We start from the raw sequence: 26,447 nt of genomic DNA on the forward strand, positions 1-26,447 counted from the left end.
GAGACCATACAATATACCGACTGCGAACGAACCGCCAATCTCCCCCATCGGCAGCGGCTTTCCCGGGCACGACCTCGGGAACGTCCCGCCGCGCACAGCGTTTATCGCCGCAGTAGTGTCCTGGAGGATCGAATGTTCGGCCAACGGCGAAATGTCTGCGACAAGGATTGGAGCGAAATATGCCTCCGTTCCTGACGGATGGCATGCCCCTGACACCGAGCTGGTGGGATATCGCAGCGCGGATCGCACTGACGGTGCTCGCCGGTGGCCTTATCGGCCTCGATCGCGAGCGCGGCGGCCATGCGGCCGGCTTCAGGACGACGATCCTGGTGGCGCTTGCCGCCTGCCTGGCGATGGTCCAGGCCAATCTCCTTCTGTCCACTTACGGGAAAACCTTCAGCTACTTCACGCAGATGGACGTATTGCGCTTCCCCCTTGGCGTCCTGACAGGCGTTGGCTTCCTCGGCGGCGGAGCGATCCTCAGGCGCGGCGACATGATGACCGGCCTCACCACGGCGGCGACCCTGTGGTTCATGACGGTCGTCGGCCTCTGCTTCGGCGGTGGCCAGATTGTCACTGGCACAGTGGCGACGGCTGTCGCCTTCATTGTCCTGTCGCCAATGAAGCAGCTGGACGCCTGGCTGACCTGCGAACGCAAGGCGACGCTCGTCATCCACAGCTCTGAAGTCGATGTACCGGACTTATCGGCGGTGCTGAACCCCTTGGGATGCCGTGCCCTCTTTGTTGCATACGGGCCGACGAGCGATGGCCGAACAGGCGTGACGTTCGAGCTCCGATGGATGGCAAAGGACCGCGAGGCGTCATCCCGGGCGATTTTGAACGCACTTTCCGTCCATGATGTCGCGGGTTTCTCAATGCAATCGACGACGACCTGAGATCCCGGATGGCTTTCCTATTTGGAGGCGTGCTCGGGCTTTCCCTTTCTCTTGGTCGAGGCGAACTCCTCCAGCTGCTTTTCGCTCATGGACTCGACCATCTGTTTCGAAGCGCCCTTCAGTTCTTTCTTGGGCGTCTCGCCGCGCTTGGCCGAGAGTGCGGCGCCTGCCGCCTTCTGTTGGGCCTTGGACTTGGCTGGCATATTGAATCTCCTTCAGCTTTGGATCAACCGTCCCCAAGCTGGTACCCCAGCTCACCTCGTCGCCCTCCTTCACTTCCTTGGGTCATATGAAGTCCCTTGCGGCGAGCAGGCTGCGGCCGAAGCCGCAGCCGATTGCCCTTAATTGATGGTGGCCCACTGGCTGCGGACGTCCCTGGCGTTCTTCGACAGGTGAACGTGAGCGTCGACATGATCGACCCAGTCGAGCGGAATCAGGTGATGCTTGCCGTCTTCAGAGTCGGTCTTCGTCAACTTGATGCGCGTAGGACCGTCGAGATGATCGACCGTGCCGACATGGGTACCATCGGCAGCCCGCACTTCCATATGTTCACGGATCTGATCTGCGGAAATCATTGTTTCCTCCTTTGCATCATTGTCAGTTACCAGACGGCAACGATGCGGCGCAGACTTGGTTCCAAAGCTTCTTGTCCCGCGTCGGAAACAGCGGCAGCGTGAGTGCCTTCGGGTCTCGGCGCAAGGGCTGCCCGATGCAGCGGCTGCCGCTCATTAAGAGGTCGCAGATAGCTGACATGCCGAGGACTGCCCTGATGGGTTTCCGCGATCTGCGTGAGTCTGCGATCACCGCATGTTTTCTCAGCTGATCTGGCCGCATATGGAAAGCCTGCCCGGGAGGCCACGGGCACATTCACCCGCTTCACTTCCGCGACGATAACGCGTCGGACATCCGTTGCAGGCCGCTCTGGAGGATACTTTTCGGACACCCGACATTGAGGCGAATGAAGCCCTCGCCACCTGGCCCATATACGCGGCCGTCATAAAGATTCACGCCGGCGTTTTCGACGAAGAACCTCTGGATCCCGTCCACCTTCCGGTCGAGCTCACGTGCATCGAGCCACACGAGAAATGATGTTTCGGGCAACATCGGCGTGATCCCCGGGAGATGCGCGAGGGCAAACTCCCGGACGAGCCGGACATTCTCGCCGATATAGCTTGTCGCTTGATCGACCCATTGATCTCCAGTGCTGTAAGCGGTCTCAAGAGCAAGCCTGCCGAAATAATTGGCGTTCACCATGAACGACGTTTGCATGGCGAAAAGCAATGCCTCCCGGCGCGCCTTGTTGGCCACGGATAGGGTCGCCGACGGCACGCCAGCCAGATTGAAGGTCTTGGTAGGCGCAGTACAAATGAAAGACCGGTCCGCCGCATCTTCCGAAATCGAGGAAAACACGACATGAGGCAGGGTCGATAGTCTAATGTCGCAATGGATGTCGTCCGATATGACGAGCAGGCCATAGCGTGCGCAGATGTCGTTCAGTGCTTCGAGCTCCTCACGCGTCCAGGCTTTGCCGGCGGGGTTGTGCGGGTTGCACAGAAGGAAGACCTTGGCGCCGTTCGCAGCGAGCCTTTCGAAATCGTCGAGGTCTGGCTCGTATCGGTTGTCCCGGAGAAGCAATCGGTTGGTCAGCAAGGTTCTCTGGTTGCCGCGCACCACTTCGAAATATGGCGAATAGACGGGCGTCTGGACGATTACGCCGTCGCCGGGCTTGGTGAAGGTCCGCAGGATCACGGCGACAGCGGGCATGATGGCGGGTGCCGGCAGCAGGCTCTCCAACGCCGGAGCCCAACCGTGCCTTCGCTCGAACCAGGCTCGCACGATCTCATAGTGACGCGGATCCCGACGCGTATAGCCGTAGATTCCGTGATTGACAGCTTCGCGAAGCCGTTCGATCACGGTTTCTGGTGCGCGAAAGTCCATGTCCGCAGTCCAAAGCGAAAGCAGGTTCTCGCCTTCTACCCGTGGCGAGAATTCGTCCCATTGGTTTGCCCATTTCACGGATCCGAATTGCCTGCGATCATAGATCCGATCAAAATCATATACTTTGGCAGCACCGTGACGAGACGCTGCCTTGGGTGAAGCCTTGCTGGCCATCGTTGTGTTTCCTCGTATTCTTCTTGTGGTGTCAGCGCGGGAATCTGCTGGCCGCGTGCTACTGACAATGTGCAAGGAGCCGCCCGCCCGCTCGGGCGAACCGCTCCGAATTCCTAGTGTTTGTGGCCGCGGGCCAATTGACGCTCCATGAACTGCGAGTAGCGCGACATGCCAAAACAGAAAATCCAGTAGACGAGTGCCGCAAAAAGGTAGCCCGTCGTCGAGATCGTTGGACCGGCCCAGCTCGGATCGACCCGAGCAGCCTCGACCGCCCTTAGAAAATCGGCGATCCCGACGACTGCCACCAATGTCGTATCCTTGAACAATCCGATGAAGGTGGAGACGATGCTCGGGATGACCACCTTGAGCCCTTGGGGGAGGATGATGAGCCGCATCGCATTGAAGTAGCCGATGCCAAGCGATTTCGCGGCTTCATGCTGGCCCTTCGGAATGGCTTGAAGGCCCGCGCGGACCACTTCTGCCATGTAGGCGGATGAAAACAGCGCAATGGCGATAAGGGGACGAAGCAGTCTGTCCGGCGTCAAATAGTCCGGCACGAAAAGCGGCATCATGAAATTCGCCATGAATAGCACGGTGATGAACGGCACCCCGCGCACGACTTCGATATAGATGACGCAAACCGCCCGCACGATTGGCAGCTTCGACATTCGGCCAAGCGCCAGTAAAACGCCGAGTGGTAGCGAAAAGACGATTCCGACGACCGACATCAGAAGGGTGATCAGGAGGCCGCCCCATAAAGTGGTGTCGATCACCGGCAGGCCCAGCATCGCCATGCCGCGCAGCAGCACAAGGGCCAGAATGGGATAGGCAATGAAGAACAGGAGCGCGGCCACGTCGCGACGGGGAGCTAGGTTCCAGAGGAGCCAGCCAATCAGAATGGCGCCGACGGCTTCCGTCAGATCGACGCGCCAACGTTGCTCTACAGGATATGCGCCGTAGCGCAGGTAATCGAATTTCTCGGCGATGAAGGGCCAGCAGGCACCGTCCGGATTTGCAAGGCATGCTTCCTTGCCACCCATCCAGGCCGCCTTGAATATCGCGAAGCTGAGAAAATCGTGAAGCAGCCACATCGCGATCACTGAAGAGGCGATCGTGAGCGTTCCCGAGAATGGGCTGGAGAACAGGTTCTTCCTCAGCCAACCACCCATGGCAAGACGGGCATCGACCGGTGGTTTCATCGATGGCAGGATGGAACTGTCATCATATGTCAGCGCGTGCTTGTCCATGGGTCACCTCTCTACGATCGCAAGCCGCTGGTTGAAGAGGTTCATTGCCATCGACGTGAGCAGGGAGATCGCGAGATAGACCGAGAGCGTGATGGCCATCACCTGGATCGCAGCGCCCGTCTGGTTCAGCACCGTGCCCGCAAAGACCTGCACCAGGTCCGGATATCCGATGAATACAGCGAGCGAGGAGTTCTTGATCAGATTGAGATACTGGCTCGTCAAGGGAGGAACGATGATACGCAGAGCCTGCGGAATAATGACGAGGCGGAGAGTCTTGCCGGGTGGCAGGGCGAGTGCATATGCGGCTTCGGTCTGTCCCCTGGGTATGGCCAGGATCCCTCCCCGGACGATTTCGGCGATATAGGATGCCGTGTAGACAGATAGGCCAATAAGGAGCGCTGCGAACTCCGGATACAGCTGATGTCCGCCCCTGAAGTTGAAGCCGACCAGTTTGGGCTCCGGGAACGACACCGGGTTTCCGATCGTAATAACAGCAAGTAGCGGCAAGCCGATCATGAGCCCGGCGCACGAGGCCAAGATCGGAAGCTGCCTGCCGGTTCGCTTTTGAACGCCCTGTGCATACATGTAGGATGCAGCCGACAAGACCACGGCGACCAGGATTGCGAGGCCGACCACACCGGCACCCGGATGAAGCTGGATTTCGGGAAAGATCAGTCCGCGGTTGTTGAGGTAGATGCCGCCCGGGATCGCGATGGACGCCTTTGGAGCCGGTAGCGGCTTCAGAACCGCGTTGTACCAGAAGAGAAGTTGCAGCAGGAGCGGAACGTTGCGGATAATCTCGACATATGATGCCGAGACCTGAGCGACGATCCAATTGTCGGAGAGTCGCGCCACGCCGAGGACGAAACCCAATATCGTGGCGAACAGAATGCCGAGACCGCCGGCGACGAGAGTGTTCACGACCCCCACCCAGAACGCGCGTCCATATGTCGATAGCGAGTCGTATGGGATGAGGGTTTGGTTGATGGCGAACCCGGCTGTTTCATTCCAGAAGTCGAGCGACAGCGGAATGCCGCGCGCGCTCATATTGGACACCGTCTGGATTCCGATGGCGGCGGTCAGCGCCAAAAGGCTGCCCGCGAGCAACGCCTGGTAGACAACACCTCTGACCCTTGGATCGTCAACGGACAGGTTCCGGCGCAGTTGGGAAGGGAGTGAAAGATCGGACATTTGTCATCCACCGAGCTGTCTTGAAGGAACTGGCGCGGCGATCCGCGCCAGCCTGTCAAAATTCCAACTAGCGGATGGGAGGGGCGTATTGCAGCCCGCCCTTGTTCCAGAGGTCGTTCGCGCCGCGGCTGATCTTCAGCGGCGAATCCTTGCCGATCGAACGGTCGAATATTTCTCCGTAATTGCCAACCTGCTTGATGACATCCGCCGTCCAAGTGTCCTTGAGGCCGAAATCCTTTCCGATACTTCCCTCGACACCGAGAAGGCGGCCAATATTCGGATTGGCGGAGGATTTCATTTCGTCGACATTTTGCGACGTGACGCCGAATTCCTCTGCAGCGACCAGGATGTAGAGAGTCCACTTAGCGATATTGAACCACTGGTCGTCGCCCTGGCGTACGACCGGGCCAAGAGGCTCCTTCGAAATCAGGTCGGGCAGCACGACACTGTCATCGGGCTTGGCCATGCGCATGCGGGACGCGTTCAAGGTCGAGCTGTCCGCCGACATGGCGTCGCACCGCCCTTCCTCGAAGGCCTTGACGACGGATTCTTCGTCCGCGAAGCCGACGCTCGTATAGGTGATATTCTGCCCTCGGAAATAGTCGGCGATGTTCAATTCCGTCGTCGTGCCCTGCGTCACGCAGATGGAGGCGCCGTTGAGGTCCTTGATCGCAGCGATGTTATCGGATTTGCGGACCATAAATCCTTGGCCATCATAGAAATAGGTGCCGGCGAACAGGATGCCGAGGGTCGAGTCACGCGACGATGTCCAGGTTGCGTTGTGCGCCAGGATGTCGATCTCGCCAGACTGCAGGGCCGTGAACCGGTCTTTCGGCGTGAGCGGAATGAACTTTACCTTCTGGGCATCCCCGAGCACGGCCGCCGCGACGGCCCGGCAATAGTCGACCACAAAGCCGGTCCATTTGCCGTCGTTGTCGGGAAGGCTGAATCCCGCAGTCGCCGCATTCGTGCCGCAGGTCAGCACCCCGTTTTTCTGCACTTTTTCGAGAGTCGTCGCCTGCGCGGCCGTGGCGCACAGCACGGTGGAAAGGCCGAGAAATGCTTTTATGATGGTTTTCATGGCAGGTCCCCTTTTGTTGATTACAGGGAGCGTCGCCGAAAGCCATTCATCAGTCAAATTCATATTCGTCATCACGAACATGAATAAGGTTCATTGTCTGGACATGATGGTCATCCCGTGCCGCTCAGAGCACCTGGGCCTTCATGATTTCGACTTTTGTCTTTTGTGACCCGTCGTAGATTTGCGAGATGACTTGCGTGAGCCAAATCATGCCGGGATCTGTTGCCATGTGATGCTGAAGCAGCAATGACGTGCTTACGTTTTCGATCTTGAGCGGCGGCGCCACTACCTTCACCTCGCTCGCATCGTCGAGGATATGGAGAATTCCGTCCCCGCAGTGGGTAATGAATTCCGTTCCCCTGAGGACCCAGGGCAGTATGAGATAGTTCGATATCGTGGCGACGATATTCCGCTTCAATCCCGCCGCCTTGAGCGCAATATCTGCCAGCCCGGACGAGACGCCGTCGGCGGAAATCTGCAAATGGGACGCGGCAAGATAGGCATCCAGGGTCAAGCCATGCATGGCGATGGCGCTGCCGCTCCAAACTGCGCAGAGCAGGCGGTCCTGGCCCAGTTCTATTCTCGCTACACGTGGATCGTCTCGGATCGAAGCACCGGTCAGGGCGCAATCTACCTGCCTGAGGTGGATGGCGTTGAGTATTTCGATGCCGTTCGCCGGTATGATGTTGAGCGTTGCGTGCGGGGCCTGCCGGGCAAATTCCCGCAACAATCCCGGGACAAAGACCATCGCATGGTAATCGGTGAGTCCCACACGGAAGTTGCGACGCGTCGATGCCGGATCAAACATTTGGTGCCTGTCGATCGAGGAACGTATCGTGCTCAGCGCGCCTGAAATCTCCGAGAGAAGCTCCACGGCGCGCGGTGTGGGACACATGACTGAGCCATCTCGCGTGAACAAGTCGTCGCGGAAGAGCATCCTCAGCCTTCCCAGTGAATGACTGATAGCAGACTGCGTTCTGCCCAGACGCTCCGCCGTGCGCGTGACGCTTCGTTCACGCATCATGATGTCGAAAACTCGGAGCAAATTCAGGTCCAAATCGTCGAATTGCATGGAGCCCCTCTGAAGTTGGTGCGTCGGCCCAGACCGATGTTCGTAGACGACTTTCTGCATGAAGGTAAGGCAAGCAACGGCACGGATCTTCGTTTCGCGGCTCTTTCGTGAGGTCCGGCATATTGCGGGCTCACTGGTGGGGCAGTCCTTCCTATCGGCGGAGGAGCTTCCGTCCCTGATGAACGACCATCAACAAGGCCAACCAACCGTTTGCGATCTAGGCCGGAAGCGGGGCTTTCCACCGCGCTAAGGAGATGCCAAGCCGGACCCCGTTTTGAGAGACTGCCAAGGTGCCTGATGAAACTGACTATTTACGACTGCGATGGCGTCCTTGTGAATAGCGAGGAGATTTATCTCGCTGCCGAACTTGAATTTCTGGCATCCATCGGTGCGAGTTTTGAGCGCAAAGCCTACATGCAGTCATTCATGCGGCTCTCTCCCGGTATGTGGGAAGCGAAACTTCAAAATTGCGTGGGGGCGAAAACCTGAGCTCCTCTTCCACACGATTTTTATGCTCAAATCGACCACATATCGACATTGAGATTGGAAGCCGATTTGGCGGAAATACCGTTCGCCCGGCAAGCGATAAAGAAAGTCGCAACACTGCGGTGCGTAGCCTCCAGCACCCCCTCCACCAGGTTGCGTTGGGAATTGCAGCATGTTGGATTGATCGATCTATTCGACCCGCAAATTTTCTCAGCTGATCTGGTCGCAAATGGGAAGCCTGCGCCGGACCTCTTTCTCCATGCAGCCACGGCAATGAACGCGCTCCCGCACGAGTGCGTCGTTATCGAAGACAGCGTCAATGGCGTCATTGCAGGCAAAGCGGCTGGCATGCGTGTCATCGGCTTTACCGCTGGCAACCATTGCTCGGCAGATCATGGTGAAAGCCTATTGCGATCCGGCGCGGATATTATTGTCGAAAACTACGACGACTTGGCAGCGGCGATTGAACGGTTTGCACGACCACATTGAGCGCCGCTTGCCGCTGGGTATTTTCTGGTCGCATCGTCCAGGAGGTACGCTGCCCGCCTGCTGGAGGTTCGAAGTGTCGATGAGTCCGAGAGCTGGCATCAAGGATATGCAGGCCAAGGAAGTGCCCCCGCGCGCCGAAGCAGTTGTCTTTTGGACGGAGAGCCGTACCCAGGCGGCCCATATGGGTCATCGCCCTCATTCGACATCGTGCAGCAGCTGGCGGACGGTTCGCTGCAGGTCAGCGTCCAAGGCTGCCGGCGGCAGTGATGATCTCCGCCGCGGTCGGGAAGATGCAGAGGCTGTTCGGCCCGTCGAGCGCTTCGATTTGTGCCCAGCCGATGGTGCCGTTCGCATCGACCAGGAAGTGCCCGACAAGCTGAGTAGCGTGCTTCTCGAATATTGCGTTATCGACTTCATCAAGCTCGAAGCGGTCCTTGGAGTTGAGGATGGTGTTGGCTTCCATCGGCTGTACCGGTTCTGGCAGCTCGCCCGTTGGGTTGATGCGTGCCGCTTGGAATTGCGCCATCGTTGCGCCATATGGCCATTCGGGCTGTTCGCTGCTCGCATCGGGCAAGAACTCTGCATGCGGCACGCCGTAGGCGCGATGGGTGCGGCAGTCGGGGTCACACAGAAGCGTTACCGGCGTCGGCCGGTGGCGGAAATACAGGCGGGCGCGTTCCACCGGCGTGTTGATAACGGCCACGGTCTCCAGCCCGGCGGCGCGCAGGGTTGGCTGCACGCCGGCGAGCTGTTCTACCTGACGCCGGCAGAACGGGCAGTGCAGCCCGCGAAAGAAGCCGATCAAGAACGGGTGACCCCTCAAGTCGGCGAGCGAGACCGTTCCGTCGAAATTGGCCGTGGCCAGCGCAAACGCCGGCGCGGATTCTCCAGGCTGCAGCGGGCGCTTCTGGTCTGCCATGGGAATAATTCCTCTTTCTCCAGCTGAACGACCGAAATTCAACTGTATCACTTGTCGCAAGAAGGCCAAACGCTCGATGTTGAGTGACGAGGGCGGTTCGGGATGCCATTCGCAGCTCCGACCGGTGTCGAAGCCGCCCCCGGCCTCTTGCCAGCATCGGCCCATCAATCCGTGGCCACCCTGTCCTTCCCAGCGGTCTTGCTGCTGTCCGCTCACCATGGATCATCCTTTTAGCGACAAAGGTGCCCCCGGAGTGGGCACCGGGATCATTCAAAATCGTTGATGTTATCCATAAACTCTATTCGTTTGAATGATGGGTCCGCGAAGGCCATATTAGCAGCATGGACATGGACGAACCTCCCATCGCCACCATGTCCCGGCTCAAGAAAGGAACCGAAAAATGACCACGCTCACCTATCGGGGTGGTGGCAAGACCCTCACCTCCAGCGAAGGCCGCTTCGATCTGGTCCACTATGCCCGCAAGCTCCTGCTCGCCTGGACGCGCTGGCAGACTGCCCGCGAAATCGAAGCCATGCCGTTCGACGTCCGCAAGGATATCGGCTGGCCGAGCACTGACGACAGCAAACACCGGACCATGTAATGAATGCGACATTCCTCCTGAGATGAGGGCGGCGTCTGCATCTTGCAACGCCGCCTTTTTCGTGTCCGCCATCTCGTTTCCCATTGGACTTCAGCCCCTGAATTTCGGTTGGCTGTGAGCGCTCTTCCACCGTGCCAGCGCCCTCGCCTGGGACTTGACCGGTCAAATCGCGGTCAATGTCGCATATTTGCTCTTCCCGGCCGCATTTTTCCATGCCAGTGTCGCTTTCAGGACATCGGCGCGACGCATTCCGCGTAACGAATATGTCATCGTTCCTCGAGCATGGATTTCGCTATGAACAGGATGCAGATCAAGAAGCGTTCACTGGTCTTCTTTATGGTACCGCAATTCACCATGCTGCCCTTCTCGGCCGCCGTGGACACCTTGCGCATCGCCAATCGCATGCTCGGCTATCAGGCCTATACCTGGCGGCTCGCCTCCCTCGACGGGGAAAAGGTCTATTCCTCCTGCGGCATCGGCGTCGAGGCGAATTCCTCGCTCGCCGAGGAACGCCGCCATCTCGGCGGCGAAAACCGGCCGGGCATGGTGCTCGTCTGTTCCGGCATCGATGTCGAGCAGTTCAACAACAAATCGGTGAATGCCTGGCTGCGCGAATGCTACAATCGCGGCGTTGCCGTCGGCAGCCTCTGTACGGGCGCGCATGTACTGGCACAGGCCGGGCTCTTGAACGGCAAGCGCTGCGCCATCCACTGGGAAAACCTGCCGGGCTTCTCCGAAGCCTTCCCGCAGGCGGAGGTCTATGCCGATCTCTACGAGATCGACGGCAATCTCTATACCTGCGCCGGCGGCACTGCCTCGCTCGACATGATGCTGAACCTCGTCGGCGAGGATTTCGGCGAGAGCCTCGTCAACCGGATCTGCGAGCAACACCTGACCGATCGTGTGCGCAATCCGCACGACCGTCAGCGCCTGCCGTTGCGCGCCCGCCTCGGCGTGCAGAATGCCAAGGTGCTGTCGATAATCGAGCTGATGGAAGGCAATCTGGCCGAGCCGCTGTCGCTGATCGAGATCGCCGACGGCGCCGGCCTCTCCCGCCGCCAGATCGAACGGCTGTTCCGCCAGGAGATGGGCCGCTCGCCTGCCCGTTACTATCTCGAAATCCGCCTCGATCGCGCCCGCCACCTGCTGGTGCAATCCTCGATGCCCGTCGTCGAAGTCGCCGTCGCCTGCGGCTTCGTCTCGGCCTCGCATTTCTCGAAGTGTTATCGCGAACTCTACCATCGCTCGCCGCAGCAGGAGCGCGCCGAGCGCAAGATGACGATGGCGACGGCAAGGCAGGCGGTCGCCGCCTGAGGTGGCCGCAATACAAGAATCTGACCATTCCTTCTTCATGCTCGCCCTTGTGCCGAGCATCTAGCCATGGGTTGATAGGGCAGCAGATCCTCGGCACAAGGCCGAGGATGACGACCGGTGGCGACAGGTCACCCTACTGTGCTGCCTCCCCCGTCATCCTGGCGTCGGAATAGACCTGGTTGCGGCCCCGGTGTTTGGCCATGTAGAGGAACTGGTCGGCGGCGTTGAGGTAATTCTCGAAGGTTTCGTAGCCGCCGATCTCGGCGATACCGATCGAAATCGTGACGCCGAGTTCCTCATCGTCGGCGGTGACCTTCAACCGCGATATATCCGAGCGGATCTCGTCGCAAAGCTTGGTCGCGGCAGCCGAATCCATCTGCGGGAAAAGGATGGCGAATTCCTCGCCGCCAAGCCGCGAGAGAAGATTGTCGCTGCCCTCGAAAATCGTAAACAGCCGGTTTGCGACCGCCTTCAGCACCTTGTCGCCAATTTCGTGACCGTAGGTATCGTTCAGACGCTTGAAATGATCGATATCGAGGATGGCGACGGAGCTCGGCACTTTCAGCCGCAGGCATTCGTTCACCAGCTTCGGGCCGTTGTCATAGAAGTAACGGCGATTGTAGAGGCCGGTCAGGTAGTCGCATGCCGCCGCCGCCCTCAGCTGCCGCATTTGCGCCAGCGTCTCGGCATTGTTGGCGATGCGGCATTGCAGCTCCTCGGCGACAAAGGGCCGGTAGAGGAAGTCGCTGGCGCCCGCCTTCAGGAAACTGGCTGACAGCATGCGGTCGTTGGACGAAGACACGCCGATCACGCGCAGCCGGTCCGAGCCGAAGCGATGGCGAATGCGCCGCGTCAACTCGTAACCGCTCATATCGGGCATATGGTGATCGGTAACGACGAGCTCGATATCGCTGTAGGCTTCGAGCGCGGCCAGCGCCTCCAGTCCCGAGCTTGCCTCGACGACGAGATATTGCTGCGCCTTCAAGAGGTCGACGAGCACCTGGCGTGCCGAGACGACGTCGTCGACGACGAGCACCCGTGTCTTGCGGTTGGAGATCGCCCGGCGGACGGTAGCGACCAGATTGTCGAGCGCGAACTCATTGTCCTTCAGCACGTAATCGATGACATTGCGCTCCATGATCCTGTTGCGCGTGTTGAGATCGAACGTGGCGGTAAAGACGATCGCCGGGATATCGTGCTCGATCGTGCAGTCGAGCGCCTCGCCGTAAGGCGAATCCGGCAGGTTGAGGTCGACGACGGCCATAGTGTAGCCATGACCATCTTCAGCAAGTTCCCGGCGAAGCGCTTTCAGCGACGAGCAGGATTTGACGGCAAGCCCAAGTTCCGTCTGGAACCGGTGACAGAGCACGGCGGAAAACATCCGGGAATCTTCAACCAGAAGTATTTTGAGCCCGCCGGAGCGAAGCCCGATTCCATCCCGCTGAAAATCCGCTTGAAAGGCCACAGCCGCTATTCCCCCCTGCGCCGCACGGGCTCGACTCGGCCCTCCCCCCGGCGGGGCAGACGATAACCGAGAGGCCTGTGCGCGTGAAGGGGACAAATGATGTTGTTACTTATAATTGCAAAAACTCGATGCCGGTCCCCGACCGGCATCTCCGCCTCACTGACAATACTCAAGCTATGAGAGCCGTCAGGCAACCGCCCGCTCCTTGCGCATCGACTGGATTTGCAAAAGCGTATCGAGATTCTGGTTGACGCGGCAGTAGAACTCCTCGTCAATGAAGGGGCGCAGCATGAAATCATTGCCGCCGGCCTTCAGGAACCGCGCCGAAAGCAGCCGGTTCGATGAGGAGGAAACGCCGATGATGCGCAGCTCGTGCGAGCCGATATTGGCGCGGATGCGCCGTGTCAGTTCGAAGCCGTCAATATCGGGCATGTTATAGTCGGTGATCATCAGGCCGATATCGCGATTGGCCTTCAGGATCTCCAATGCCTTGCCGCCGCTTTCGGCAACGCTGACGCGGAAATTATAGCGTTTCAGCCGGCTCGACAACAACGCGCGCGCCGTCGCGCTGTCGTCGACGATCAGCACATGGTGGCGATGATTGGTCAGGAACCGGCAGATTGATTCCGCCAGCAGATCGACCGCGAAGATATTATCCTTGAGGATATAGTCGACGATGTCCTTGGCCATCAGCTTGTCGCGCATGCCGTCGTGGAAGGTCCCGGTGAAGACGATGGTGGGAATGGAAAGATCGACCAGATATTCGAGCGCTTCGCCGTTTTCGGCGCCGGGCAGATTGATGTTCGAAATCGCCAGCGTGATCGGATCGGAAGATCTGTCGTAGGCAAGCTGCAGATCCTCGAAGTTGCGGCAGATCTCGACGTCAATGTCGAACAACTCCTTGAGGCGTTTGCTGATCATCGAAGTGAACACGTTTGAATCTTCGGCGACAATAATTCGCGCGCCGGCAAACATCTCTCCGGAATATTGCATTCCCGAAATACCTAAAAACGCCATCGTAAACCTTTAATGTAAAATCCGTCCCCAATTCCAACGGATACATCAATTGATTTGACTAATTATTAATCAGCACTGTGGATGCGAAAACGAAGATACGACTCGATGACGCCGCTGCTGATTTTCTTGCAGATATGATTAAGAAATCAGGCGCGAAGCGCCGCGTTCTAGGCATTGAACGCTTTCGCCGACGACGATCACATTCTCCTCGAAGCCCGCGCAGGCACTCGGCTGGCAGCGCGCGGGGGAAGCGATTATAAACGGGTAGTCGACCGACCCGCCGAGAGGTTTCCCATGACCCAATCCGACCCGGTGATCGAATGGCTTCTCGACTCCGACCCATCGATCCGATGGCAGGTCATGCGTGACCTGCTTGACGCCCCGCAGCGGGAATGGATGGCCGAGCGGGCGAAAGTGGAGACCAAAGGTTGGGGCGCAAGGCTGCTTGCCTGCCAGGACGAGGACGGGCAATGGGCAGGTGGCGCCTTCCTGCCTGCCGGTTTTGACCCTTGCGAGTGGCGCGAGTACGGTCAGCCTTGGACGGCCACGACCTTTTCTCTTTCGCAACTGCGGGAATTCGGTCTCGATCCTACCTGTGAGCGGGTGAGGCGCACCGTCGAATTGATTGGCGCCAATGCCTATTGGGAAGAGGGCGGCCAGTCCTATTGGAACGGCGAAGTCGAGGAGTGCATCAATGGCCGTACCGTCGCCGACGGCGCCTATTTCGGTGTCGACATCTCTTCCATTGTCGAGAGGCTGACCGGCGAGCGCCTCGAGGATGGCGGATGGAATTGTGAACGGTGCAACGGCTCCATTCGATCGTCCTTTGCCAGCACCATCAACGTGCTGGAAGGTCTGCTGGAGTTCGAGCGAGCGACCGGCGGTACGCCGCAATCCCGGGAGGCACGTAGAACGGGCGAGGAATTTCTGCTGAAACGCAACCTCTTCCGCCGTCTCGGCACCGGCGAGCCGGCTGACGAACGCTTCCTGTACTTCCTGCACCCGAACCGTTGGCGCTACGACATCGCTCGCGCCCTCGACTATTTCCGCTCAAGCGCCCTCCTCACCGGCTCCACTCCCGATCCACGCCTCGGCGCGGCGATCGACCGTCTTCGCTGCCGCCGCCTTCAGAACGGGAGATGGCCGCTCGACTGGACCCTGCCGGGGCGTGTCTGGTTCGAGATCGACGAGGGAGAAGGTCAGCCCTCGCGCTGGATCACGCTCCGGGCGATGCGGGTGCTCAGATGGTGGGATGCCTACGCCTCAGTCAATGCCTGATGCCAATCGAGCGCAGGACATGCAGACCGCTCCGCTGTTGCCCGATTCCCGCAGGTCTCTACGCACAGCAGCCGCTCCCCGCCGCCGACGGACCGCAGCAGGCTGCGGCCTTTCTGGTCTCCTCAGCGAGCCAGCGGTCGCGCGGTTTGCAGCTTGCCGGCCGCGGCGAAAGATCGACATGCACGGCCCCGCCACGCAAGATCGGCATTGCCGCGCAATAAAGCTGCATCGGCCGCACGCCGTCGCTCACTTCGAAGGTAAGCTTGGCCGAACCGTCGAGCTGCACATGCTCCGACACCTTACGGACGATCGCACGGAATTTTCCGGCCGGCATATGCGTGCGATCCCCGTCGTCGATGTCCCAGAGCTGGATGAAGATCTCAGTCCAGGCCTCGGGATTAGCACCGCAATCAAGCGCCGAGAATTGGCCCGCCTTGACCTCGGTGATATGATAGCCCGGCTTCACCGGCTGGCCGTCGTAATGGAAAACCAGCGGCGCGTCCTTTTCACCGAAGAGCGCATCAAGCAGCAGGCCGAGGCTTATCTCCTCCGCCTGAATTTTATTGTTGTCGATGGCATTCATCTGCGCTAATCCTCGTTTCAACTATTCAAGGATTATTGAAATATGGATCAACGTCAAGCCCTCGCCGCATTCGGCGCGCTTTCGCAGGAAACGCGTCTCCATATCATTCGCATGCTTGTCGTCTCGGGTCCTGACGGAATGGCGGCGGGCTCTATCGCCGAAAAGGCCGAGGTTTCGCCGTCCAACGTCTCCTTCCACCTAAAGGAGCTGGAACGATCCGGGCTGATCACCCAGCAGCGTGAATCGCGCTCGATCATCTACACCGCCAATTACGAGGCGCTTGGCGGGCTGATCCGTTTTCTGATGGAGGATTGCTGCGGAGGGAACGCCGAAATCTGCGCGCCCGCCGCCGCCGTCGCCGCATGCTGTGCACCTGCAACCAAGGAGGAACTGCAATGACCACAGACCGCGTCTACAATGTGCTCTTTCTCTGCACTGCCAATTCTTCACGCTCTATCCTGGCAGAGTCGATCCTCGAGACCGAGGGCAAGGGCCGGTTCAAGGCCTATTCCGGCGGCAGCCAGCCGAGGGGCGAAGTCAATCCATTGGCGCTGAAGGAACTGCAGGCGCTGGGTTATCCCGCAACCGGATTCCGCTCGAAGAGCTGGGACGAATTCGCCAAACCCGGCGCACCGGAGATGGATTTCATCTTCACCGTGTGCGACACCGCCCACGGCGAAGCTTGCCCTGTCTGGATCGGCCATCCGATGACCGCTCACTGGGGCGTCGAGGATCCGGCCGCCGTCGAGGGCAGCGAGGTCGAGAAGGGCCGCGCCTTTGCACAGGCCGCCCGTTTCCTGAAAAACAGGATCATGGCCTTCCTCAGCTTGCCCTTGGCCTCGATCGACAAGCTGGCGCTGGAGCAGCACCTACGCCAGATCGGCGCGATGGAAGGCACCACGGCGCAACCGACAGGTGCCGGCTGATGGCCTCATACGATCTATCGCGGCGACTGGTCGCGGAGGCGCTCGGCACCGCCATGCTGGTCGCAACCGTGGTTGGCTCCGGCATCATGGCGACATCGCTGACTGCGGATGTCGGCCTCGCTCTGCTCGGCAATACGCTCGCGACCGGCGCGATCCTGGCGGTGCTGATCACCGTGCTGGGGCCGATTTCCGGCGCCCATTTCAACCCGGCCGTCTCGTTGATCTTCGCCATGTCGGGCTCGCTGCAAAAACGCGACCTTGGCTTCTACGTGCTGGTGCAGTTTGCCGGCGGCGTGGCTGGCACGATCTGCGCCCATCTGATGTTCAACCTGCCGCTCCTGGAATTGTCGAGCAAGGTCCGCACCGGTGGCGCGCAATGGTTTTCCGAGGGGATTGCGACCTTCGGCCTCGTCGCGGTCATTCTCGCCGGCATCCGCTTCGAGCAGAAGGCAGTGCCATGGCTGGTCGGGCTTTACATCACCGCTGCCTACTGGTTCACCGCCTCGACCTCGTTTGCCAATCCGGCGGTGGCCTTCGCCCGCTCCCTGACCGACACTTTCTCCGGCATACGACCGATCGACCTTCCGGGGTTCTGGCTTACCGAAATCGCTGGTGCGGTCGCAGCCCTCCTCCTCTTCAACTGGCTGCTGCAGCCAGCCGAGACATCGTCAATCCTATCCTCCGAGGCAAAATTATGAAGGTCACCATCTATCACAACCCCGCTTGCGGCACCTCGCGCAACACGCTGGCGATGATCCGCAATGCCGGTATCGAGCCCGACATCATCGAATACGTCAACACGCCGCCGTCGCGCGCAGAGCTGGTCAAGATGATCGCCGATGCCGGTCTGACCGTGCGCCAGGCCTTGCGCGAGAAGGATACGCCCTACACCGAACTCGGCCTCGGCAATCCCGATGTGAGCGACGATCATCTGCTTGACGCCATGCTCGCCCAGCCGATCCTGATCAACCGGCCCTTCGTCGTCACCCCGCTCGGCACACGGCTGTCGCGGCCCTCCGAGCTGGTCCTGGAAATCCTGCCGGAGACGCACAAGGGCGCCTTCACCAAGGAAGACGGCGAGAAGGTGCTCGATGCCGAAGGCAAGCGCATTGTCTGACCTTCCAGCCACTTCGCCGGCCCATCTTCGCCAGCCGGATCCGGCGGCCTTGCGGCCGCCCTTCTCAACGCACAAGCCGCGCATCCTCATCCTTTACGGCTCGCTCAGGGCCGTGTCCTACAGCCGTCTGCTCGCGCATGAGACATCACACCTGCTGAAGCATTTCGGCTGCGAAGTGCGCATCTTCGATCCTGAAGGCCTTCCTCTTCCCGACGCAGCGCCGGTCGCCCATCCAAAGGTGCAGGAATTGCGCGAGCTCTCCGCCTGGTCGGAAGGACAGGTCTGGGTCAGCCCCGAGCGGCACGGCGCAATGAGCGGGATCATGAAGGCGCAGATCGACTGGATACCGCTATCGGTAGGTTCGGTGCGGCCGACGCAAGGCAAGACGCTCGCCGTCATGCAGGTATCCGGCGGGTCGCAGTCGTTCAATGCCGTGAATCAGATGCGCATCCTCGGCCGGTGGATGCGGATGATCACCATTCCCAACCAGTCGTCGGTGGCCAAGGCTTTCCAGGAGTTCAACAGCGACGGGCGCATGAAGCCCTCATCCTTTTACGACCGCGTGGTGGACGTCTGCGAGGAACTGGTGAAATTCACATGGCTGACGCGCGACGTCTCGGCCTACCTTACCGACCGCTACAGCGAACGCAGGGAAGAAGCCGAAAAGCTTGAACGAGGCGTGGGCCTCAAATCCATATGACGCCCGTCGCTTCCGAACGGCCGCCCGTTGCCGCCATCCTCGCGCTCGGCCTGACGCAGGTCATCGGCTACGGCACCCTCTATTACAGCTTCAGCATCCTCGCGCCCGATATGGCGCGCGGGCTCGATTGGTCGGCGGAATGGATCTTCGGCGCGCTGTCGGCGGCACTGCTGGTCGGCGGCCTGGCGGCGCCCGCAATGGGCAGGTGGATCGACCGCTTCGGCGCCGGCCGGGTGATGACCATGGGCTCGGCCATTGCGGCGATCGCACTTGCTGGCTGCGCCTTTGCTCCCGGCAAGGCCGCTTTCGTCGTCGCCCTGATCGCTGTCGAGACAGCGTCGAACCTGGTGCAATATGGCGCGGCTTTCGCCCTGCTGGTTCAGATAAGGCCGCAGGTGGCCCAGCGCAGCATCACCTATCTCACGCTGATCGGCGGTTTCGCCTCGACCATTTTCTGGCCGATCACCACCGCGCTGCATGCCCACTTCTCCTGGCAGAGCGTCTATCTCATCTTCGCCGCGATCAATCTGCTCGTCTGCCTTCCCATCCATGCCTGGCTGGCGCGCAGTGCGGGCCATGGCAGCATCGGCGGGAAGAGCAGCGCGACGAGGCTCATCGAACCCAGCCTTCCCGCCGCCGCGCGCAGGCCGGCCTTCATCCTGATGGTCACCGGCTTCGCGCTGGAAAGCTTCGTCAACGCGGCACTTCTGGTCCATATGGTACCCGTCATGTCGGCGCTCGGCCTCGGCGCCATGGCCGTGATGGTCGGCACGCTCTTCGGTCCGTCGCAGGTGCTGAGCCGCTTCATCAACATGGTCTTCGGCGGCAGCCTGCCGCAGCTCATGCTCGCCGTCATCTCCGCCGTGCTCCTGCCGGCGGCTCTCGTCATTCTCCTCCTCACCGCGCCATCGGTTCCCGGCGCAGTGGTCTTCGCCGTGATCTTCGGCCTCGGCTCCGGCCTCAGCAGCATTGTGCAGGGAACGCTACCCTTGGCACTCTTCGGAAGCGAGGGCTATGGCCAGCGGCAGGGAAAAGTGATGTCGGCTCGCCTCGCCGTCTCCTCGACGGCGCCGTTCGCGCTGGCCTTCCTGATAGGCAATATCGGCGTATCCTGGTCGCTGTCCATTACCGCCGCGCTCGGCGCCGCGGCCGTGGCGGCATTCCTCGCCATCCGACCGCTGATGCGGATGTCCGTGCCGGCGCACACGGCTCAGGCGCGCGGAGAGCCATAGCCCCACGCCGCCGCTGCCTTATTTAACGACGGCCGAGCCCTTGATGATGTCGATCGTCTCGCCGCCGTCGAGGCCGATGCGATCGCCGTCGGGCGTCGTCATGAAGCAGCCGGAAGGGCAGAGATTTTCCGAAGCCCCGGCATCGACCACGACCTCGACGCGCTGGCCGCCCTCGGTGATGACGAGCACCACGGCGGCAGGATCGGTATTGGTGACGGATGCCGCATGGACCGCCGGCGCGGCAAGCAGCGGGATAAGCAGAACGGCGGCAAATCTTGCCATCATGTGCGGCGGCGCGGGTGCGCCCTCCCCTCGAACGATCGGTGCTGCCCTCGGCAGCGATCCCAATGCAAGGGATCATGCACATAGACCTGTGAATGATGGCTGAATGACCCGTTCAGCTCTCCGCCGCCCGCCCGCGCAGCTGCCGCACCGGCCGATCCCCCTCCTCCATCGGCTTGTCCTTCGCAGTTTCCTGGCTCTCCGCCGGCTCCTTGCGTGCGGCCGGAAGGCTGGGCGCGGCATCGCGATGAATGGTGAGATCGCTTTGCGGCAGCGGGATCTCGATGCCTTCAGCCTTGAAGCGCCGGAGAATTTCCATCCTCAGATTGTTGCGCACCGTCATGCCGTCGCCCATGTCGGCCAGGAAGAAGCGCAGCTCGAAATCCAGCGAGTAGGGACCGAAGCGCAGGAATTCGACATGCGGCTCGGGATTGCGCATGACGAGCGGGATCTTCGCCGTCAGCTCCAGCAGAATATCCATCACCTTCTGCGGATCCGCGTCGTAGCTGACCGAAACCGGAATTTCCGAGCGGCCGATCTTGTTACGGTGCGTCCAGTTGCCGACAAGGCCGTTGATCAGCTCCGAATTCGGCACGATGATCGACTGTTTGCGGAAGGTCTCGATCTCAGTGGCGCGCACCGAGATGCGCTTGACGATGCCTTCGGCCGTGCCCGAGACGACATGGTCGCCGACCTTGAACGGCCGCTCGACCAGAAGGATTAGGCCGGAGACGAAGTTCGAGACGATGTTCTGCAGGCCGAAACCGATACCGACCGAAAGCGCCGAGGCAACGAGCGCCAGGCTCGACAGATCGATGCCGGCCGATGAAACGCCGATGATCGCCGCCAGGCCGACGCCGAGATAGCCGATGCCCGTCTTGACCGAATTGCGCACGCCGAGATCGACATGGCTGCGCGCCATCACATTGCTGTCGAGCCAGCGCTGCAGCCAGCGCGACAGCAGATAGACGCCGGCAAACAGCAGGATGCCGGTGCAGATGCCGAGCAGCGAGATGCTGATGCCGCCGAGCTTGACCTCGGTGAACAGCCGGTAGGCGATCAGCTGCAGGTCCTGCACATGGAAGCCCCAGAGCAGCAGGATTAGCGGCACGCCGACGACGAGCGCCACCGCATAGATGGCAAGGCCGACGAGCAGGCCGAACTGGTCGATCGCCACCGGCCCGAGATTGAAGCGGCGCGTCAGGAAGCGCGCGAAGAAGGTGTCGCCGAAGCTCTCCTGCCGCGAGATCGCCTTGCCGGAGAGCAGGCCGACATACATGGTGGCGACCACTGCGCCGGTGATGATGAGCTGCGTCGCGACGAAGCGCGCCAGCCCGACATAGCCTGCGAGCGCCGTGACGATGAGGCCGGCGCCGACGACGCGCAGGATGATCGCCATGCCGCGCGGCCAATGCCGGCCCGGCGCATCCGGATCGCCGCTTCTTGCCAGCATTGGCTTGCCGAAGGAGGCGGCGATCAGGATGATGCCGATGATCAACGCGGCGATCAGGCTGCGGACCACGGTCAGCACCAGCGGCGAACCCATCGCCTCGCTGACCGTGCCGAACAGATAGTCGAGCCCGTTGACGACAGCCATCGCCAGCAGGCAGTAGCCGATCGAGCGGGCGCCGAGATTGGAAAGCTTCACCAGCCGCCAATGCGGTTCATACGGCGCGAAGATAGCGTTGACGAAGCGGCCGACGAAGTAGACGAGTCCGATCGTGCCGAACAGCGCGCCGATGACGGGCGCGATATCGGGCCGCAGCACGTTGAAACTATTGAGGAAGAAGAACGAGGTGACGAGCAGCACCGCAAGCGCCAGCGTGCGGATCAACGTCGACCAGAAGGCAATCGACAGCCGGCCGATATAGGACGGGTTCTCGACCGCCTCATCGCGGCGCAGATAGGCGCCGAACAGCCGGTAGCTGCCGGAGAGCAGAATGAGCGCGGAGGCGAGCGACAGGAAGATCGCCGCAAACAGCGGGAAGCGCTTGAACTTCCAGACGAAGGCGGCCCAGCTCGACAGGGCCTGCGAGAATTCGCTGACCTCGTGCACAAAGGCGCCGGCGGCATCGTCGAGCACCGAGACGGAGATTTCGGTACGTCTGAGAAGCGTATCGGCGAAAAGCCGCCGTCGCATCTCGATAATCTCGTTGACAAGCTTCGTCACCGCGATCGACAGATTTTCGGCGTCGCCTGTCACCGCATTGATCTGCGCACGCTCGGCCGCAAGCGCATTGCGCTCCTGGGTGACGATCTCAGCCTCGGGCGGCTGTCCATCCTTCGGCGGATCGCCGATCTCGCCAAGGCGGTTTTTGATCTGATCGAAACGCGGCCTGAGATTGACCGAGATCGTGATGACGGCGCGGCTGAGTTCGTCGGCTTTGGCAGCAATCCCGACCAGCGCATCGTCATTATCGGCGTTCTGCTTGACGCTGTCCTGAAGCGAACCAAGCTGGACCTTCGCCTTTTCGATTTCCTTTGCCGCCTGAGCGGATGGCGTATCGACAAGCGGCGTCTCTGCCGTCGCCTGCGTCTGCGGCTCCTGCGCCAAGGCTGCGGCACTCTCGAAATGGGCACCGGCGAGCGCCAGCGTCATCAGAAGAATGGTGCGAAGCAGGATCGTTCTCAGCCGCAAAAGCGCCTCCGGGAGGGTTGTCGTCAGGATAGAATGTCAGCTTTTCATTGCAAACAAAGGCGACAGAAAGGCGGGAAATGCCTAAACGGCGCGCAGCGAACTTGAAAGACCTGCATGAGAAGCGCTCAGAAGCCGGCGCCGGGCCGGGAGAGATAGTCACGCTCCGCAGCCGTCGCCTCCCGTCCGACGATGGCATTGCGGTGCGGAAATCGGCCATAGGCGGCAATCACATCGCGATGACGGATGGCGTAATCCAGGTATTCCGCGTCGCCGAGAGCCGTGAACAAGGCCACCGAACGTTCCTGCTCGTCGAGGTTTTCGGCATGTTCGAACGGCAGGTAGAAGAAGGTGCGACAGGCAGGCTCCACCGCCTGATCGGCGCCCGCTGCAAGCGCGAGCTTGGCTTCCCGCAGCGCCAGTCCGTCGGTTGCGAAGGCGAGTGGCGTGCCGCGATAGATGTTGCGGGGGAACTGGTCGAGCACGATGACCGCCGCCAGCCGGCATATCGGATCGGCCCGCCATTCGTCACTGATGCCTGCGGCCAGCGCCAGATGCGTGTCGCGGAAAACATCGCGGATCTCCACGTCGAGTTCCGGCGGCGGCTGGAACCACAGCTCCCGGCCGCATCGAACGAACCAGAAATCATAGACTTCGCGGGGCGCGCGGATCGTCGTCATGTCTGTCCTCCCCTTGCGTTAGGTTTGATGATGCGATGTCACTAAGCTATCGCAAAAGGATAATGCTGTGCCGTGCGGCCCCTGCCGGCACCTCTCCCCGAGGGTAGAAGAGACTCGTGACAACGTCTCGATTCCCCGTCTCCCTTCGGAAGAAGGTGCCCCTAGGGCGGATGAGGGGGCGGCACGCCCTGCACCACATATCCTACTTCCCCTCGTGCAACGAAAACACCAGCGTCGCCCTCGTTCCGTCATGACCGGGATCATAGGCGAAATCCGATTTCAGGCTGGCGGCCATCGCCGTCAATATTCGCGTCCCGAGCCCCGTCCCTCTGGCCGGGCTCTCAGGATCAAACCCCACGCCGTCATCCTCAACGATGACCTTCAGCACCTCTTCCGTCTGGTCGACACTGACCCGGATCTCACCCGTCACGCTGTCCGGATAGGCATATTTGAAGGCGTTGGTGACGAGCTCGCTGATGATCAGTCCGAGCGTGATAACCTTGTCGGTCGCCAGGTTGACCGGCGCCGCAGTCAGCATGATGCGATGCGGCCGCTTGTCGTCACGCATCGACGCTTCGAGTTCGGTCAGCAGGCTGTTCAGATATTCATCGAGCTGCACCGATCCGACCTGCCGGTTTGTATAGAGCCGGCGGTGCACGCTGGCGATGGCGTTGATGCGCATCTGCGTTTCGTGCAGAGCATCGATCGCCACCTGGTCCTTGGTCATCGAGGATTGCATGCGAATCAACGCACCGACCAGCCCGAGACTGTTGGCAATGCGGTGATTTACTTCGGCAAGCAGCATCTCGGCGAGATCGCGCTGCTGGCGGATCACCTCCTGCGCCTGCGCCGTCTCGCGGCGAAAACGCGTCCGCTCCAATGCCTGTTCGAGAGCAGCCGCGAGCAGATCAAAATAATCGGCCGAAATCCCCTTCAGCACGTAGTCATCGGCACCCGCCTTCAGCGCCGCGACCGCGATGCTGGTATCATCTGAACCCGTCGCATAGATGACCGGCGGATGATCGGGCATCGCTGTGATGCAGGGTAGAATGTCGAGGCCGGTTTCGTCGGCCAGCACGTGATCGAGCACGACGGCATCGATTCCGCCTTCGCCGAGCCTCGCCAGACCGGCAGCGCCATTCTTAGCCCACTCGACTGAAAAGCCGCGCCTAAGCAGGTTTTTCTGCATCAGCAATGCCAGCCCCTCGTCGTCGTCGATATAGAGGATGTGGATCAGGCCGTCCGCATCGCCGCTAGAATTGCTCATTCCGTCTCCCGGCGTTCTCCCGCAGCGACGATGGACCGCAAGCGCCCGACTCGTCCGCATGGCAAAGTCGTATTGCATTGACCGCCCGAGGTAAACAGCCGCTACCCCTCGCTCTTGTCGCAATCGGCGCGAAAGGACAACAACGGAAAACCGGTACCGCAGAGCGGCCTGATTGTTTTCGTCGGCAGGTTAGTTTCTCTGAAATTTCCGATGACCCGAAACTTCCGCGCCCGCCTCCGACGGCAATTGCAGGAAGCGCAGCGACGAGACGACCCCGATCGCTCCGACCAAGACGAAGGCCCAACGAAAGTCCGCAAGAACGGCGGTTTCGGCCCCTCTGAGAGCCGCGGCAATGTTGAGCACGGCGGCCGCCACGGCCACGCCGAGCAGCATCGACACCTGCTGCAGCATGCTGGACAGCGTCGAGGCCGAGCTGCGCTGCGCCGGGCCTATATCGGCGAAAGCCAGCGTGTTCAGCGCGGTGAATTCCATCGACCGCGATAGGCCGGCGAGAAAAAGCAGCGCATGAATGAAAAACTGCGACGTATCAGGCGTCAGAAAACCGCAGGCGACGATCGAAAACGCTGCGATCAGCCCATTCAGCACAAGCACCCTGCGGAAACCGAAGAAGCGCAGGAGCGGCGTCGTCACCGTCTTCATGCCGAGATTGCCGAGGAAATAGACAAGCAGATAAGTGCCGGCGGCAATTGAACTCAGCCCGAATCCGAGCTGGAACAACAGCGGCAACAGGAACGGCGTCGCGTTGATGGCCACCCTGCAAGCCGTGCCCGCCGACAGCGTTGACATCGAGAAGGTCTGGACGCGGAAGGCCGAAAGGTCGAGAAGCGGATTATCGATAGTGAGGAAATGTCGCGTTGCCATGACGGAGAGCACGATGCCGGCTGCGAGCATTGATATGACCGGCAGGAGCCCGCCTTCCCATTTGACCGAGAGTTCCAGGGCGGCGAGCAGGAAGGTGAGCCCTGCCGCACTGAGTAGGAAGCCGACGAGGTCGAGACGACCGGCATCGGCCTCGCGCTGCTCCGGCACGAAGCGCAACACCAGTCCCATGCCGAGAACGCCGATCGGGATGTTGATGAGAAAGTTCCAGTGCCAGCTGGCATAGGTGGTGATGAAGCCGCCGAGCACCGGGCCGATCACCGGCGCGGTCAGCGCCGGCCAGGTGATCAGCGCGATCGCCTGGACGAGTTCGGACTTGCGGGCGTTCTTCAGCACGATGATGCGTCCGACCGGCGTCATCAGCGCGCTGCCCGCCCCCTGGACGGCGCGCCAGAGCACGAATTCTGTGAGGCTGCCGGAGAACGCGCAGAACAACGACGCGACCGTGAAGACGCCGATCGACGTCAGGAAGACACGCCGCGCCCCGAACCGGTCGCCGAGCCAGCCCGACAGCGGAATGAAGGCGGCCATCGTCAGCATATAGACGGTGATGCCAATGCTCATCGACACCGGCTGAACGCTGAAGCTCGCCGCCATCTGCGGGAGCGAGGTGGCGACGATCGTGCCGTCGAGGATCTGCATGAAGAAGGAAACTGCAACGACCAGCGCCACGATCTTCGCCTGGCGGCCGCCCGCCACCTCTTCCTCCTGCTCGCTCGTCTCTGCCGTGGTCATCGATCTGCCAATGGAAATTCCGGGTGTCGCGACAGGGAACGGAAAGGAAGCTGATCGGAGGTCCGCCGCGGGAGGCGCGTACAAACCGCGCACTGGCTGAATACGCCCGTTACGTCAGTCCGCAAAGGGTAAATCTCGCACTGCGACGGAATATTCCCGATGCGGCCCGTCCATTCAAGAAAAAGGCCCCACCGAAGCGAGGCCAAGTTTGAACCGTTCCGG

Annotated in this window: 28 protein-coding genes; 12 read left to right on the plus strand and 16 right to left on the minus strand. The window is 60.8% G+C overall.

Annotated features, from left to right (window positions below; all coding sequences use genetic code 11):
- The first annotated feature begins 179 nt into the window (after positions 1-179).
- On the plus strand, positions 180-896 hold the full coding sequence (locus GGI60_RS01325) for an MgtC/SapB family protein (protein WP_183913241.1): 717 nt from the start codon (positions 180-182) through the stop codon (positions 894-896).
- 17 nt (positions 897-913) lie between these two features.
- Here GGI60_RS01325 and GGI60_RS01330 read toward each other — a convergent pair whose 3' ends face one another.
- The 7 genes from GGI60_RS01330 to GGI60_RS01360 form a co-directional block, all read right to left on the minus strand.
- Positions 914-1,099, minus strand: a complete 186-nt coding sequence (locus GGI60_RS01330; RefSeq protein WP_003564288.1) for a DUF3008 family protein — start codon at positions 1,097-1,099, stop codon at positions 914-916.
- Between the two features lie 138 nt (positions 1,100-1,237).
- Positions 1,238-1,471: a DUF2171 domain-containing protein gene (locus GGI60_RS01335; RefSeq protein ID WP_010033775.1), complete on the minus strand. Its 234-nt coding sequence runs from the start codon at positions 1,469-1,471 to the stop codon at positions 1,238-1,240.
- Between the two features lie 301 nt (positions 1,472-1,772).
- On the minus strand, positions 1,773-3,008 hold the full coding sequence (locus GGI60_RS01340; RefSeq protein WP_183913239.1) for a MalY/PatB family protein: 1,236 nt from the start codon (positions 3,006-3,008) through the stop codon (positions 1,773-1,775).
- Between the two features lie 113 nt (positions 3,009-3,121).
- Positions 3,122-4,255, minus strand: a complete 1,134-nt coding sequence (locus GGI60_RS01345) for an amino acid ABC transporter permease (RefSeq protein ID WP_183913237.1) — start codon at positions 4,253-4,255, stop codon at positions 3,122-3,124.
- A gap of 3 nt (positions 4,256-4,258) precedes the next feature.
- Complete coding sequence (locus GGI60_RS01350) at positions 4,259-5,446, minus strand: amino acid ABC transporter permease (RefSeq protein WP_183913235.1); 1,188 nt, start codon at positions 5,444-5,446, stop codon at positions 4,259-4,261.
- A 67-nt stretch (positions 5,447-5,513) separates the two neighbouring features.
- Positions 5,514-6,527 carry an amino acid ABC transporter substrate-binding protein gene (locus GGI60_RS01355; protein ID WP_183913233.1) on the minus strand — a complete coding sequence of 338 codons (1,014 nt, stop codon included), beginning with the start codon at positions 6,525-6,527 and terminating at the stop codon, positions 5,514-5,516.
- Positions 6,528-6,651: 124 nt separating this feature from the next.
- Positions 6,652-7,599: a LysR family transcriptional regulator gene (locus GGI60_RS01360; protein ID WP_183913231.1), complete on the minus strand. Its 948-nt coding sequence runs from the start codon at positions 7,597-7,599 to the stop codon at positions 6,652-6,654.
- 297 nt (positions 7,600-7,896) lie between these two features.
- Here GGI60_RS01360 and GGI60_RS31810 point away from each other — a divergent pair, with 297 nt between their 5' ends.
- Both GGI60_RS31810 and GGI60_RS31815 read left to right on the plus strand, forming a co-directional pair.
- A complete protein-coding gene (locus GGI60_RS31810) occupies positions 7,897-8,088 on the plus strand; it encodes a hypothetical protein (RefSeq protein WP_246720281.1) in 192 nt (63 codons plus the stop codon).
- Between the two features lie 54 nt (positions 8,089-8,142).
- On the plus strand, positions 8,143-8,574 hold the full coding sequence (locus GGI60_RS31815) for an HAD-IA family hydrolase (RefSeq protein WP_246720282.1): 432 nt from the start codon (positions 8,143-8,145) through the stop codon (positions 8,572-8,574).
- A 238-nt stretch (positions 8,575-8,812) separates the two neighbouring features.
- Here the strand turns inward: GGI60_RS31815 and GGI60_RS01370 are convergent, their stop codons facing one another.
- A complete protein-coding gene (locus GGI60_RS01370; protein ID WP_183913229.1) occupies positions 8,813-9,493 on the minus strand; it encodes a redoxin domain-containing protein in 681 nt (226 codons plus the stop codon).
- A 400-nt stretch (positions 9,494-9,893) separates the two neighbouring features.
- Between GGI60_RS01370 and GGI60_RS01375 the strand changes: the two genes are divergently transcribed.
- Entirely contained in the window at positions 9,894-10,094 is a 201-nt protein-coding gene (locus tag GGI60_RS01375; RefSeq protein ID WP_183913226.1) for a hypothetical protein, read from the plus strand.
- Between the two features lie 294 nt (positions 10,095-10,388).
- A complete protein-coding gene (locus GGI60_RS01380; RefSeq protein WP_003579912.1) occupies positions 10,389-11,408 on the plus strand; it encodes a GlxA family transcriptional regulator in 1,020 nt (339 codons plus the stop codon).
- A 133-nt stretch (positions 11,409-11,541) separates the two neighbouring features.
- On the opposite strand, the gene GGI60_RS01385 is transcribed toward GGI60_RS01380, so the two are convergent.
- Together GGI60_RS01385 and GGI60_RS01390 are read right to left on the minus strand one after the other, a co-directional pair.
- Positions 11,542-12,873, minus strand: coding sequence for a diguanylate cyclase (locus GGI60_RS01385; RefSeq protein ID WP_183913224.1), 1,332 nt, complete (start codon positions 12,871-12,873; stop codon positions 11,542-11,544).
- A 186-nt stretch (positions 12,874-13,059) separates the two neighbouring features.
- A complete protein-coding gene (locus tag GGI60_RS01390) occupies positions 13,060-13,890 on the minus strand; it encodes a response regulator (RefSeq protein ID WP_183913222.1) in 831 nt (276 codons plus the stop codon).
- 294 nt (positions 13,891-14,184) lie between these two features.
- On the opposite strand from GGI60_RS01390, the gene GGI60_RS01395 reads away from it, so the two are divergent.
- Complete coding sequence (locus GGI60_RS01395) at positions 14,185-15,168, plus strand: squalene cyclase (protein ID WP_183913220.1); 984 nt, start codon at positions 14,185-14,187, stop codon at positions 15,166-15,168.
- A gap of 58 nt (positions 15,169-15,226) precedes the next feature.
- Here GGI60_RS01395 and GGI60_RS01400 read toward each other — a convergent pair whose 3' ends face one another.
- Positions 15,227-15,751: a DUF6428 family protein gene (locus GGI60_RS01400; protein WP_183913218.1), complete on the minus strand. Its 525-nt coding sequence runs from the start codon at positions 15,749-15,751 to the stop codon at positions 15,227-15,229.
- 42 nt (positions 15,752-15,793) lie between these two features.
- Here GGI60_RS01400 and GGI60_RS01405 point away from each other — a divergent pair, with 42 nt between their 5' ends.
- From GGI60_RS01405 to arsK, 6 genes are read left to right on the plus strand one after another with little or no spacing between them, the layout of a single operon-like run.
- Positions 15,794-16,150 carry a helix-turn-helix transcriptional regulator gene (locus GGI60_RS01405; RefSeq protein WP_183913216.1) on the plus strand — a complete coding sequence of 119 codons (357 nt, stop codon included), beginning with the start codon at positions 15,794-15,796 and terminating at the stop codon, positions 16,148-16,150.
- Positions 16,147-16,677 (plus strand): arsenate reductase ArsC, encoded by a 531-nt coding sequence (locus tag GGI60_RS01410; protein WP_183913214.1) that lies wholly within the window; start codon positions 16,147-16,149, stop codon positions 16,675-16,677. Before GGI60_RS01405 ends, GGI60_RS01410 begins: the two co-directional genes overlap by 4 nt.
- Positions 16,677-17,375, plus strand: a complete 699-nt coding sequence (locus GGI60_RS01415) for an MIP/aquaporin family protein (RefSeq protein ID WP_183913212.1) — start codon at positions 16,677-16,679, stop codon at positions 17,373-17,375. The genes GGI60_RS01410 and GGI60_RS01415 overlap by 1 nt, the downstream gene beginning before the upstream one ends.
- Positions 17,372-17,794: an arsenate reductase (glutaredoxin) gene (gene arsC / locus GGI60_RS01420; protein ID WP_183913210.1), complete on the plus strand. Its 423-nt coding sequence runs from the start codon at positions 17,372-17,374 to the stop codon at positions 17,792-17,794. Before GGI60_RS01415 ends, arsC begins: the two co-directional genes overlap by 4 nt.
- On the plus strand, positions 17,769-18,494 hold the full coding sequence (gene arsH / locus GGI60_RS01425) for an arsenical resistance protein ArsH (RefSeq protein WP_183913208.1): 726 nt from the start codon (positions 17,769-17,771) through the stop codon (positions 18,492-18,494). Before arsC ends, arsH begins: the two co-directional genes overlap by 26 nt.
- Positions 18,491-19,726, plus strand: a complete 1,236-nt coding sequence (gene arsK, locus GGI60_RS01430; protein ID WP_183913206.1) for an arsenite efflux MFS transporter ArsK — start codon at positions 18,491-18,493, stop codon at positions 19,724-19,726. Before arsH ends, arsK begins: the two co-directional genes overlap by 4 nt.
- An 18-nt stretch (positions 19,727-19,744) precedes the next feature.
- Here the strand turns inward: arsK and GGI60_RS01435 are convergent, their stop codons facing one another.
- The 5 genes from GGI60_RS01435 to GGI60_RS01455 form a co-directional block, all read right to left on the minus strand.
- A complete protein-coding gene (locus tag GGI60_RS01435; protein WP_010033652.1) occupies positions 19,745-20,011 on the minus strand; it encodes a hypothetical protein in 267 nt (88 codons plus the stop codon).
- A gap of 112 nt (positions 20,012-20,123) precedes the next feature.
- A complete protein-coding gene (locus tag GGI60_RS01440) occupies positions 20,124-22,646 on the minus strand; it encodes a mechanosensitive ion channel family protein (RefSeq protein WP_183913204.1) in 2,523 nt (840 codons plus the stop codon).
- A 125-nt stretch (positions 22,647-22,771) separates the two neighbouring features.
- On the minus strand, positions 22,772-23,323 hold the full coding sequence (locus tag GGI60_RS01445) for a DUF924 family protein (RefSeq protein WP_183913202.1): 552 nt from the start codon (positions 23,321-23,323) through the stop codon (positions 22,772-22,774).
- Between the two features lie 202 nt (positions 23,324-23,525).
- Positions 23,526-24,590, minus strand: coding sequence for a sensor histidine kinase (locus GGI60_RS01450; protein WP_183913200.1), 1,065 nt, complete (start codon positions 24,588-24,590; stop codon positions 23,526-23,528).
- Positions 24,591-24,779: 189 nt separating this feature from the next.
- Positions 24,780-26,225 carry an MFS transporter gene (locus GGI60_RS01455; RefSeq protein ID WP_183913198.1) on the minus strand — a complete coding sequence of 482 codons (1,446 nt, stop codon included), beginning with the start codon at positions 26,223-26,225 and terminating at the stop codon, positions 24,780-24,782.
- Positions 26,226-26,447 lie beyond the last annotated feature (222 nt).

The sequence above is a fragment of the Rhizobium lentis genome, from assembly GCF_014200175.1.
Lineage (GTDB): Bacteria > Pseudomonadota > Alphaproteobacteria > Rhizobiales > Rhizobiaceae > Rhizobium > Rhizobium mulingense.

Coding starts and splice junctions, on each gene's coding strand:
- GGI60_RS01335 (WP_010033775.1), bottom strand. CDS start 1,471: ATGATTTCCGCAGATCAGATCCGTGAACATATGGAAGTGCGGGCTGCC.
- GGI60_RS01410 (WP_183913214.1), top strand. CDS start 16,147: ATGACCACAGACCGCGTCTACAATGTGCTCTTTCTCTGCACTGCCAAT.
- GGI60_RS01435 (WP_010033652.1), bottom strand. CDS start 20,011: ATGATGGCAAGATTTGCCGCCGTTCTGCTTATCCCGCTGCTTGCCGCG.
- GGI60_RS01380 (WP_003579912.1), top strand. CDS start 10,389: ATGAACAGGATGCAGATCAAGAAGCGTTCACTGGTCTTCTTTATGGTA.
- GGI60_RS01360 (WP_183913231.1), bottom strand. CDS start 7,599: ATGCAATTCGACGATTTGGACCTGAATTTGCTCCGAGTTTTCGACATC.
- arsC (WP_183913210.1), top strand. CDS start 17,372: ATGAAGGTCACCATCTATCACAACCCCGCTTGCGGCACCTCGCGCAAC.
- GGI60_RS01375 (WP_183913226.1), top strand. CDS start 9,894: ATGACCACGCTCACCTATCGGGGTGGTGGCAAGACCCTCACCTCCAGC.
- GGI60_RS01450 (WP_183913200.1), bottom strand. CDS start 24,590: ATGAGCAATTCTAGCGGCGATGCGGACGGCCTGATCCACATCCTCTAT.
- GGI60_RS01415 (WP_183913212.1), top strand. CDS start 16,677: ATGGCCTCATACGATCTATCGCGGCGACTGGTCGCGGAGGCGCTCGGC.
- GGI60_RS01395 (WP_183913220.1), top strand. CDS start 14,185: ATGACCCAATCCGACCCGGTGATCGAATGGCTTCTCGACTCCGACCCA.
- arsK (WP_183913206.1), top strand. CDS start 18,491: ATGACGCCCGTCGCTTCCGAACGGCCGCCCGTTGCCGCCATCCTCGCG.
- GGI60_RS01345 (WP_183913237.1), bottom strand. CDS start 4,255: ATGGACAAGCACGCGCTGACATATGATGACAGTTCCATCCTGCCATCG.
- GGI60_RS31810 (WP_246720281.1), top strand. CDS start 7,897: ATGAAACTGACTATTTACGACTGCGATGGCGTCCTTGTGAATAGCGAG.
- GGI60_RS01400 (WP_183913218.1), bottom strand. CDS start 15,751: ATGAATGCCATCGACAACAATAAAATTCAGGCGGAGGAGATAAGCCTC.
- arsH (WP_183913208.1), top strand. CDS start 17,769: ATGCCGAAGGCAAGCGCATTGTCTGACCTTCCAGCCACTTCGCCGGCC.
- GGI60_RS01405 (WP_183913216.1), top strand. CDS start 15,794: ATGGATCAACGTCAAGCCCTCGCCGCATTCGGCGCGCTTTCGCAGGAA.
- GGI60_RS01445 (WP_183913202.1), bottom strand. CDS start 23,323: ATGACGACGATCCGCGCGCCCCGCGAAGTCTATGATTTCTGGTTCGTT.
- GGI60_RS01340 (WP_183913239.1), bottom strand. CDS start 3,008: ATGGCCAGCAAGGCTTCACCCAAGGCAGCGTCTCGTCACGGTGCTGCC.
- GGI60_RS01390 (WP_183913222.1), bottom strand. CDS start 13,890: ATGGCGTTTTTAGGTATTTCGGGAATGCAATATTCCGGAGAGATGTTT.
- GGI60_RS01370 (WP_183913229.1), bottom strand. CDS start 9,493: ATGGCAGACCAGAAGCGCCCGCTGCAGCCTGGAGAATCCGCGCCGGCG.
- GGI60_RS01350 (WP_183913235.1), bottom strand. CDS start 5,446: ATGTCCGATCTTTCACTCCCTTCCCAACTGCGCCGGAACCTGTCCGTT.
- GGI60_RS01355 (WP_183913233.1), bottom strand. CDS start 6,527: ATGAAAACCATCATAAAAGCATTTCTCGGCCTTTCCACCGTGCTGTGC.
- GGI60_RS01325 (WP_183913241.1), top strand. CDS start 180: ATGCCTCCGTTCCTGACGGATGGCATGCCCCTGACACCGAGCTGGTGG.
- GGI60_RS01330 (WP_003564288.1), bottom strand. CDS start 1,099: ATGCCAGCCAAGTCCAAGGCCCAACAGAAGGCGGCAGGCGCCGCACTC.
- GGI60_RS01455 (WP_183913198.1), bottom strand. CDS start 26,225: ATGACCACGGCAGAGACGAGCGAGCAGGAGGAAGAGGTGGCGGGCGGC.